The organism is Methanobrevibacter filiformis, from assembly GCF_001639265.1.
GTDB classification, from domain to species: Archaea; Methanobacteriota; Methanobacteria; order Methanobacteriales; family Methanobacteriaceae; genus Methanacia; species Methanacia filiformis.
Map to the genome: position 1 here is coordinate 1 of NZ_LWMT01000279.1, position 11,283 is coordinate 11,283.

At 24.7% G+C, this 11,283-nt stretch carries 8 protein-coding genes; 7 read left to right on the plus strand and 1 reads right to left on the minus strand.

What is annotated here, in order from left to right; translation table 11 throughout:
• The first annotated feature begins 588 nt into the window (after positions 1-588).
• The 3 genes from MBFIL_RS09205 (at position 589) to cas1 (ending at position 4,072) form a co-directional block, all read left to right on the plus strand.
• Positions 589-2,259: an ATP-binding protein gene (locus tag MBFIL_RS09205; protein WP_066973810.1), complete on the plus strand. Its 1,671-nt coding sequence runs from the start codon at positions 589-591 to the stop codon at positions 2,257-2,259.
• Positions 2,260-2,719: 460 nt separating this feature from the next.
• Complete coding sequence (gene cas2 / locus MBFIL_RS09210) at positions 2,720-3,004, plus strand: CRISPR-associated endonuclease Cas2 (protein ID WP_066973812.1); 285 nt, start codon at positions 2,720-2,722, stop codon at positions 3,002-3,004.
• Between the two features lie 63 nt (positions 3,005-3,067).
• The gene (gene cas1, locus MBFIL_RS09215; RefSeq protein WP_066973815.1) at positions 3,068-4,072 is read left to right on the plus strand and encodes a CRISPR-associated endonuclease Cas1; all 1,005 of its coding nucleotides are present in this window, start codon (positions 3,068-3,070) and stop codon (positions 4,070-4,072) included.
• A gap of 1,490 nt (positions 4,073-5,562) precedes the next feature.
• On the opposite strand, the gene MBFIL_RS09220 is transcribed toward cas1, so the two are convergent.
• Positions 5,563-6,732 carry a tyrosine-type recombinase/integrase gene (locus MBFIL_RS09220; RefSeq protein WP_066973817.1) on the minus strand — a complete coding sequence of 390 codons (1,170 nt, stop codon included), beginning with the start codon at positions 6,730-6,732 and terminating at the stop codon, positions 5,563-5,565.
• Between the two features lie 549 nt (positions 6,733-7,281).
• Between MBFIL_RS09220 and MBFIL_RS09225 the strand changes: the two genes are divergently transcribed.
• The 4 genes from MBFIL_RS09225 to MBFIL_RS09240 form a co-directional block, all read left to right on the plus strand.
• The gene (locus MBFIL_RS09225) at positions 7,282-7,551 is read left to right on the plus strand and encodes a hypothetical protein (protein ID WP_066973818.1); all 270 of its coding nucleotides are present in this window, start codon (positions 7,282-7,284) and stop codon (positions 7,549-7,551) included.
• A 557-nt stretch (positions 7,552-8,108) separates the two neighbouring features.
• Positions 8,109-9,467, plus strand: a complete 1,359-nt coding sequence (locus MBFIL_RS09230; RefSeq protein ID WP_066973821.1) for an RNA-binding domain-containing protein — start codon at positions 8,109-8,111, stop codon at positions 9,465-9,467.
• A 467-nt stretch (positions 9,468-9,934) separates the two neighbouring features.
• A complete protein-coding gene (locus tag MBFIL_RS09235) occupies positions 9,935-10,849 on the plus strand; it encodes an ATP-binding protein (RefSeq protein WP_066973823.1) in 915 nt (304 codons plus the stop codon).
• A partial coding sequence (locus tag MBFIL_RS09240; RefSeq protein ID WP_157078598.1) for a hypothetical protein occupies positions 10,839-11,283 on the plus strand: 445 nt, incomplete at its 3' end. The genes MBFIL_RS09235 and MBFIL_RS09240, both read left to right, overlap by 11 nt.

Genomic DNA, 11,283 nt, shown 5'->3' on the forward strand with positions numbered 1-11,283 from the left:
ACTATGGAGAACTATGAAAAATATACTACATAGAAACCCCATTCCAGATATTGAATACCTAAAAAAGGAAGTGGTTAAATTATACTACGAATTAGTTGATGAAATATCTTTTGTCGAAAATTGGATAGATGAATATATTGTCAAAAAATAGGTATCATACTATAAAGCTATAGAAATCCCAATAACTGAGATTGAAGATTTTTTATGAGAATTAAAAATCTAGATAATATATGTTAATGTATAGTATTGTTAAATTAATTAAGCATTACCTGAGGAGTGTTATCCTTTTCACTTCATACTATTAATAAATCTATTATTTTTATTATAATTCTATAATACATCTTTATACTTATTTTATTGTGTAAAAAATAATATTTAAATAAATTATAGTAAATAAATTTATATATTATTAAGAATATATAATATTTTATTAATTTGCTTTATAATATTCTAACTATTTCTTTTGTAAATTGTTAACTAATGATATTATCATCACTTTTACATTATCATTGCATCAGAAATAAAAATTAGTAGCTTAAAATAAAGTAGTATATTTCAACAAATTAAGAAGAAATTAAGGGTTTTATCATGAAAGAAGGAGAGAATGGAAAATATTTTAGGTCTTTAAAGCATAAACATTTTAAAAAGATTTGTTTAGGTACACAAACCTTTAAATTTTTAAGAGAAAATGATTTTCTTTATGTAGATAAAACAAAAGAAATCTATAATTTGTTAAATAATGAGAAGATAGTTTTCTTATCAAGACCTCGAAGATTTGGTAAATCACTACTTGTTAGCACTTTAAAAAGTCTTTTTTTAGGAAATAAAGAGTTCTTTAAAGGGCTTTATATTTATGATAAATGGGATTGGGATGAACAGTACAGTGTAATACATTTAGACATGAGTGATTTAGAAAATAGTTCAACTGAAGAGTTAAAACTAGATTTAGAAAACACTATTGAAACTGTTGCAAAATCATATAATATAATCCTTGACGATAAAATCTCTGTAAGGAAAAAATTCTCAAATTTGATAATGGAACTATATAATAGCACAGGAGAAAAAGTTGTTGTCTTAATTGACGAGTATGATGCTCCTATTTTGGATAATATAAATAATGAAGAGTTAGCTGATGCTAATCGTGAAGTTATTGAGAGTTTTTACAGAGCTTTGAAAAACAAAGATGAATATCTTAGATTTGTATTTATAACTGGTATTAGCAAATTTACCCACACTTCTATTTTTTCTAAGTTAAACAATCCAACAGACATTTCATTATCTAATAAATATTCTACTATATGTGGCATCACCCATGAGGAGCTAACAGACTATTGTTCACATTATATTCAATTCTTAGCTGATGGGGAAAATATGGATTATAACGCTGCTTTAAATGAGATTAATCATTGGTATGATGGTTATAGTTTTGATGGAGAACATAATGTTTTTAATCCCTATTCTACTTTATCTGCACTTAAATCGGGGGAATTTTCTCATTATTGGTTTGGCACAGGAACACCTCATTTTTTGGTCGATATATTAAAAAATAGGGAAGAAACTATAGATTTTGATGATATGATTATAAATAAAAAAGATTTAAATGAAATAGATCCTGATGATATTGGGGATCTTCCTTTGCTTTTTCAGGGAGGCTATTTGACAATTGACAATAAATTTAAAAATGAACAGAATGAAACAGAATATTCGCTTAAGATACCTAATTTTGAAGTTAAACAAGCATACAAGGATAATTTGATAAATTTCTATTTAAGTGAAGTTGAAGAGGATATTCTAGACTTTCAAGATGAATTATGGGAAGATATTAAAAATGGGGATTGTGAAAGTTTAACTAATTATTTAGAAATTCAGCTTGGTGAAATTCCATATTATCTTAACATAACAACAAGGAATGATAGATGGAAAGTTAAACAAACAATATTTTTACTATTACTAAAAAACATGGGCTTTAAAATTAGAAGTGAAGTGCCAATTAATCAAGGTAGAATTGATGCAATATTTAGGGATAAAAAACAAATAGTTATTACAGAAGTTAAATACACACAAGACCAGAAAAAATCAATTGATACATTAGTTGATAGTGCTTTAAATCAAATACACACAAAACAATATTATAGACTTTATAAAAACAAGAAATATAATGTAATTTTACTTGCAATAGCATTTAAAGACACTAAAATTAATAAAAAAGACACTGTAACTGAAGTAAAATGTAAAATCGAAAAACTAAATCATGAATAAATTTATAGTTTATCTATCTTTATCACTTGTCATCAATGATAGATGACAAGATATTTATAAATTAATTATAAATAAACTTAAAACATTAGTGTCATCAATGATAGATGACAAAATATTTTTGAATTTATAATTTAAAAATTTTAATTATTGATGTCATCAATGATAGATGACAAAATTTATCTTAAAAATATTTTCATTTCAAACCTTTTTTTTTTACTTGTGTTTAAACTATAACTTTATGCTCCTTAATTTCACTAATTAATTAATCTATATTTTTCTTTTTTTAATCAAAACCCTCAAATATAATTAAATATTAATAATGTTAATTTAATAAGATATTTTATATTTATATAATTAAACACTATTTTTATTTTATTTAGTTTTAAATTTATAATACTTTAATTATATAAAATACATAATTTTATATTATACTTACAATATATATTATTATTGGGATATCATGTTAGTTTTTGTTGTTTATGATATTTCTGAAAATAAAAGTAGAACAGCATTAATTAAAAGATTGCATCATTTTGGGCTTCATAGAATTCAAAAATCAGTTTTCACTGGATTTATGGAGTTTGATGCGAGATTATCTTTTTTTGATGACATTGAAACTTACATATCTTCAGAAAATGATAGTATAATAATGATTCCAATATGTGACAAATGTGCAGATTCAATTGATATATGTAGTGATAGTGATATTTCCCTACCTCGTAAAATTGAATTTAAGCTATTATAATTAAAGTGGAGTTTTCATAATTTTGCATTAGCTATTTAAAATAAATTATTTGGGGCACAAATTATGAGAATCGCAATTGAAGGATTTGGAAAATCTATAGCTAAAAGAGATAATCAAATAGTGATTAAAGAAAAAGGAAAAGAGATAGATTTCTTTTTAGCAGAAGACTTGACACAAATTGTAATTATGGGAAAAGGATCAATAACATTTGATGCACTTAGACTTCTTGCAGAAAAAGATGTTGATTGTGTAGCTATTGATTGGAAAGGAACATTAGATTATAGGCTTTCACCACCTGACAAGAAGAATGTTAACTATAAAAAAGAACAGTATTTCTCACTTTCAGATAAAAGAAGTGGAATATTGGCTAAAAGATTTATTAAAGCAAAAATAGAAAATCAGAAGGCTATTTTAGGAACACTTGCTAAATCAAGAAAAAACAATAAAGAACTGATTATTCAAAAAGACAAACTAAAAGAACAATCTAAGAGAACTGATAAGGTTCCAGATAAACCAGTAGATAAAATAAGAGGTCAAATATTTGGTATTGAAGGTCAAGCGGCTATTGAATATTGGAAAGGATTTAAAGAAGTGATTGATCCAAGTTTCCAATTTTATTCAAGATCTGGAAGATATGCTCAAGATCCAGTTAATGCAATGTTAAATTATGGTTATGCAATTATTCAAGGTGAAGTTTGGAGAAACATACATTTAGCAGGACTTGATCCATATTGTGGATTTCTTCACAGTGATAGAAAAGGAAGAACAAGTCTTGTTTTTGATATTATGGAAGAATTCAGACAACAAATAGTGGATAAAACAGTACTCTCATTATTAAATAAGAAACAAGTGCAAGTGGATGGTTTCAAACTTGATGGAAATTTAGTATTAATATCAGATAGTACAAGGCGGCTTTTAGTTTCATCTATATTATCTAAACTTTCAAGTAAAATTCAATTTAATGGAAAAAACATGAAATATTCAGATATAATACTTCACCAAGCAAGATTAATAAATAAATTCTTAGAGGGAAAGGAAGAATACACAGGATTCTCTTTAAGGTGGTAATAATAGCTATTTAAATATTTAAACATTGATTAAAGATTTATTCAATAGTTAATGAGAACAATCATATATTATTTACACAATTATGCAATATTTTGTTAATTGTATAAAAATTTTATACAATAGGATATTAACTGACAATCTTTATTGTAACAATTGAATGTGTCGGATTTTTACCTCTTGAGAAAAATTGTATTGCAAATATATCATGAAATTCATACTACTTTATTATTATGCTATGATTCAAAATCCTGCCTAATCTACATTGAAATGTTAAAAAATTAATTTAAGAGCCATATTTTGGTATAATCTCATTATCAATGTTTAAAATCTGAATACTGTATTAAAATGTGCTAATAATTGGTATGTATTTTATAGTAAAATGTAATATTAAATCTTTTCAGGAGGCAACATTATGACACACCCGAGAATTGTGAAATGTTTGTTGGAAGTTAGATAAAAAAGAGGCAATCTTTTAACATAATTTGATTAATTATATTTTCCTCAAATAAATTTATGTTAATAGAACAGGTTTTTTATTCAATACTTTTGTTTTTTCCCTTTTAATTTTCAATAGTAGAACTAATATGAATCTTGATAATATTGATGTTTTATGATAGTTATTTTTCATATTTACTAAGCATAGAACTATTTTTTAAAATAGCTATTTTGTGCAAACTTCCTCTATTTTTTGAGAGTAATACTTTAAAATAATGATTTATTAAAAATTTATTTTTATATTTTTCACCCTTTCATTGATTAAATAAATAATTGCTAAATAATTCAACTTTTTCTAATAGTTAATAGCTATTTTCAATTAAATAACAATTTATTTTATATTCTATTAATAGAAAACTATTTATATCATTAGTGCAATACTATATATAAGGTTGTCTTATTTTTACTTTTGCACATGATGACCTATTAACGCAAACTTTTGTGCCTTTTTTTACACACTTTTAAGGAAAATTTTTTCCTATTGCACAAAGGAATCTATTAAAACAAGGATTTCGACCCACCTTTACCTGGAGTGACTCCTGCAACAATATTAGTATTGCACAAAGGAATCTATTAAAACAAGGATTTCGACTTTGGTAAGCATTTATTCCATTTCTTCCAAAACCATATTGCACAAAGGAATCTATTAAAACAAGGATTTCGACTTCTGGAACTGTGACCGTAAAATATTTGCAGCTATATTGCACAAAGGAATCTATTAAAACAAGGATTTCGACTCTACCATTTTTGTTATTGCTTCTTTTTTATTCATAATTGCATAAAGGGATTTAACCTCTATTTTAAGGAGCTAGGAAAAAAAGAAAATGGAAAATATATGAAAATATAGGGTTATTTATGAAATTAATTATGGGTCTGATCAATGTATAATTAGATTGTTAAATTTAGATAAAAGATGAAGAGTATATAAATATTAAACTTTCAATGAGTTAATTAGAAATAATATGGAGAATATAATAATAATTATTCAAATATTATTATTCGACCCAGATCAAACTCTTTAACATTTTAACTTCTCTAATAAGATTATTCAGTTGTTTATGAGTAGATTCTAGCTTCATTTTCAATAAAATATTCTCTTGTTCAATACTAATAAAATTCTTATCATTATTAAGATTTTCATTAATGGTTAAATAAAGAATAATTTTCTTATAATCTTTTAATAAATCTTCTTTATTAATCATCTGATAACTTTCAAGTATCTTAGACTCTAAACTATGCCCCATTACTATTTTTTGATGAATCGTGTCATGACAATGGGTCCTAAATGTTGTTGAAAAAAATTTTCTAAGTGCATGTGCATGAAAAAAGCTTTTACTCTCAGTACTTTTACCACTAAAATAATTATTATTTAAATCTCTAAATATGGCACTTAATGTTGTATTTCTAATCTTTTTCTCTTTATTTTTTGTTTTAGTACTTGTGAATAAGTAATCTTCATTTTTCAAATGTTTTCTTTCTTTTAAATAGTCTAAAATGGATTTTGTTGTTTCAGGAGTGTTAAAAGTAATGCAAATATTTCCTTGTTTCCTTGTTTTTTGCGGTATAAATTCCCAACATGGTATAACTTCTTTTATTTTACTTAATACTTTTATAGCCTCATTTATATCTTTATATTCATGATATTTGATTGTAGCATTGATAAAATCAACTACTTTTAAATTTCTTATGTCTCCACTTCGCATACCTGAAGTAGCCATTAACATTAATATGCTTTTATTTCTTAATTTAGAATGTATAACTGCTTTTTTAATGTCTTCAATATCTGGTATGTCTCCATTTCTTATTAATTTTTGTGGGATATTTATTCTAATATTTTTTGGTAGTTCTACATCGTATTCATTAAAGAATGATCTAAATGTTTTTAGTTTTTGATCTATTGAGGATGGTTTGTTTTTTGACTTTAGATATTTGTAATATTTGTAATATATTTGTGTTATTTGTCTGTCATTTATATCTCTTATTACTATTTGAGTATTTTCTATTTTTGGTTTTTGTTCTTCTTTTGCTTCATTTATTAATTTTGTAATTGTTTTGTTTGTTATTTCATGTATTTCTTTTATTATTGTCTTGTAACTTTTTACTCTGTGTTTTGATAAGTTTTTTCTTATTATTATTCGCTGTATTAGTCTGTCATTTTCAATCATGTTTTTTCTTTCTATAAAATTAATATAAATCTATGCAAAAGTAATAGATTGCACAAAGAATCTATTAAAACAAGGATTGCAATTTATTACTTAAATTACTAATGAATCATTAAAAGTTCATTTAAACTTATTGCACAAGTTAATCTATTAAAAAAGGTTTCAAATTGATAATGGTATATATCAAATCATTATATTAATATCAAGTGAAATTAGATTTAATCATGAATTTGGGAAAGTAATTATACTATCTTTAATAACCAATGAAATAGTGGCTATAGGTAATGATTTAGGTAATGATTTAGCGACTATGAATAGTAATGTAGTGACTAGGTGATAATTTAGTGAATATGGGTGATGATGGTTAATTTAGGAGGTATGTTAGTCCATATAAATGATATTTAATGGCTATGAATGATAATTTGTTACGATTAGAAGATTTATAGTAAGTGAAATGAGTAATAAACTTGAAAAGAACAATAAAAAAGAGGAATGGGATTAGTAAATAAGAATAAAGATGAAATAGAATCTTAAATTAAATATCGGGAAAAAATGACTGTTGTATTTATTATTCAAAGAATCACAAAAAAGAATCATGATAATTATATAAAGAAATGGGCATATATAAATGATCATATAACAAAACAGAAGATTAACATATTGAACAGAGGACTTTATGATTTAACTATGGTCTTTGTAGGTAATGTAGGTAATAGTAAATATCTTAAAGGAAGTGGGAGATTTATAATATTTATTATAAGTAATAACAATAGTACTACAAATAATAATACAAAACCAGTACATACTCGTACATGCTCTTAATTATCAAAGCATTCATGAAAACAAAAGTAATTGGTAATACTTATAACTATTATTATTAATATTATTAATATATCTTAGAAAAGAGATTAACTAGTTTATTGCACATTTGAATCATTAAAACAAGGATTGTAACACTATTGACATTACAATTATCTAATTGGCAACTATTAATTATAAAAAGGAATATAATAAAAAAAGAATTGTGATATAATTCATTACCAAACACATGTTCCCCTATATTGCAAAAATGAGTTTAATAACTCTTATTAGATTTAAATACAGTTTAATTCCATATTTTTCTTAAATTAACACAAACTATTTATAATTTATATAACATAATATATATCATTAAAAGGTTTAATAAAAAGGGTTTACAAAAAAATTAATGAATGGATTAAATGAAAATTGCCTGTAATTGTTTCAACATTCTCAAAAATATATGGAAATGATTATATATAAAGTAAAACATGATGAGAAAGTAGGGTATGATAAAATAGTTTTTCATTGTTTTTGATAAAATAAATAGAAAATCGTTGTATTTTGGAGTGGATTATATAATGGACATACATGATATTTTAGATGAAGGTGAAAACACTAAAATTGAATTTAAAGAACACATGAGTGAAGGAGCTTATAAAACTATTTCATCTTTTGCAAATACTGAAGGAGGTATTTTGCTTTATGGTATTTCTGATGATAAAGAAATTATAGGTATAGATAGTTCAGAAAAAAATGTAAGAGATATAACCAATAAAATTGTAACTAAAATTGAAATAAATCCTCACATTGATCTTATTAAAATTGATAAGAAAAAAATTCTATTAATCCAAGTTGAAAAAAGTTTTCGTCCAATATCATATAATGGAAAATATTATATGAGAATAGGAAGTACTACACGGGAAATGCCTGAAAATGAATTAATAACATTTTTCCAGAAATGGTCTAACTGGGATACTTTAACTAATGAGTGTGGTCTTAATGAAATTGATGAAACCACTTTGAACAAGTTCATTAATAGAGGCATCAACAATGGAAGATTAAATCAAATCAGTGAAAACGATATATTAACAAGTAAACTTGAACAATTAGGTCTTTATAAAGATAATAAACTTACAAATGCAGCTATAATGTTGTTTGGTAAGAATCCTCAGAAACATTTTCCTAATGCAATAATAAGAATTGCAAGATTTGAAGATGAAATTACCATTATTGGGGACAAATTCATTGAAGGTAATCTCTTTAATCAAATTGAAGAAGCTGAAAAAGAAATCAAAAATAATATTAAAGTTAAGTATGAATTTGATCAAGATAGTTTTAATAGAAAGGATATATGGGATTATCCTATTGTAGCTATAAGAGAAGCTCTTATTAATGCTATCGCTCATAGAGATTATTTTAAGAATAATGTGGCAACTCAAGTAAAAATTTTCAATAATTACATTCATATTTTTAATATTGGCGGATTGCCAGAGGGCATTACAATTGATCAACTTAAAAAGCCACATGCTTCAATCCCAAGAAATCAACTTATTATCCGTATTTTATACCGTGCAGGATTTATTGAAGAATTAGGTACGGGGATTAAAAGAATTATAATGAGCTTAAAAGAAGAAGGGATGACTGATCCAGAATTTAAGGAAGAATATGGAGGATTCTCAATTTTCATGTGTAGAAATTTTCTTAAAACAAATCTTGAAATTAAAGGTCTTAATGATAGACAAATAAAAGCACTCAATTATGTCTATAAAAATAGAGTAATGACAATGGAGGACTATTCTAAAATAGCTCCTGAAGTTGAATATAGGACTCTTAGAAGAGATTTAGAAAAATTAGTTAAAGATAATATTTTCCTATCTACTGGAAATACAAAAGGAAGAAAGTATAAACTTAATTATTTTTATGATATTTTGAAATAATTCGGACATTTATTCGGACATTTTGGTTTTCGGAGTTAAATTTTTTAATTGTTGTATAACTTTAAATTTATTGTTTGCTAGATAAAATTAAAGATTAAAATATAAAAAGAGATTTATAAACTTTATTTATTAATCCTTTAATTTTAACTATCAAAAATAGGAAAAGAATCTCAAATTGATTAAATATTAACACGAACATTTTAGACATTATTCGGACATTTATTCGGACATTTAGTTTTTGGAGTTAAAGAACTGTGTGAAAATGACTTAACAATATTTTCTAGAAATAATCTAACTGGAATAATTCAACTAATGAATATACTCCTTAATGAAATTAATGAAACCATTTTGAGTAAGTTCATTAATAAATGTCAAAGTATTGGAAGAGGAAAATTTATTAAATATAAAAATTATAATAATTATTAGTTTAAAATTAATATTAATATTATTAATAATGGGGTTATGTAATGAAAAAATTACCTATTGGGGTTGCAACATTTTCTAAAATAATAGAAAAAAACTATTCATACATTGACAAAACAAAATATATACATAAACTGATTAATGAAGGTGAAATATACTTTTTGTCAAGACCCAGAAGATTTGGGAAGTCTTTGTTAGTTAGTACTTTAAAAAATCTCTTTGAAGGGAACAAAGACTTGTTTAAGGATTTATACATTTATGATAAATATGACTGGAATCAAAAATATCCTGTAATCCATCTGGACTTTGCAAATATATCCCACACAAGTCCTGAAGTATTAGAAATTTCTCTTAATAAATTTCTTAATGACACTGGAAGAGATAATGGAATTGAATTAGAGGATGTGGATTTAATAACTGATAAATTTTCTGAGTTAATTAAAAAAGTCCATGATAAATATAATAAAGAAGTCGTTATTTTAATAGATGAGTATGATAAGGCAATTAGTAGTCATTTGGACGATATTGAAATAGCTAAAGGAAATCGTGATGTTTTAAGAAGTTTTTATCAGGTTTTAAAACCAAATGATCAGTATATTCATTTTATTTTTGTAACAGGTATTACTAAATTCACTAAAACTTCAATATTTTCAGATTTTAATAATTTAGATGACATTACAATTAATCCAAAATATGTTAAAATCTGTGGATACACTCAAAATGATATTGGTGATGTATTTAAAGAACATATTGATAAAATCAGTCAAAATAACAATGTTACCTCAGAAATTATCTTTGGTTTAATTAAAAAGTGGTATAATGGTTATTCTTGGGATGGTGAGAATTTTTTATATAATCGAGGATTCGTATTTAATAATTTTCTTTTTATATGTATTATTTTTTTTCTTTGGTATTTTTATTTATGTTTGATTGTTTATATATTTTTTTATGAGTTTTAATAGTAGTATTCGTAAGTGTTTTAGGTTTGTGTTGAAGAAGTTGAATGTTTGGGAGAGTAGTGGTAAGTTTAGTGTTGATTTTGATTATTTGAGGTCTGTTGTTCGTGGGGATTTTAGTGATTTGTGGAAGGAAGGTCTTAATTTTAATATTAATAGTCCTTTTAATAAAGAGCTTTTGTGTTGTGATTTGGAAAGAATGGTTCGCGCATTAGATGATGGAGAAAGTGTGAATCATTTTAAGACTCTTTTTCTTCTTAACTCTATGAATAATGAAAATGAAGAGTTGTTAGAATTGAAAGAACATAAGAATATGCTGAATTGTGAAATATATAGATCAATACTGGAATCCATGTACAATCACCAGTGCAGAGGTAGACCACATCATGATGTTACTTTAATGTTTAAAATCATGTATTTACAGGCTAAATATAATT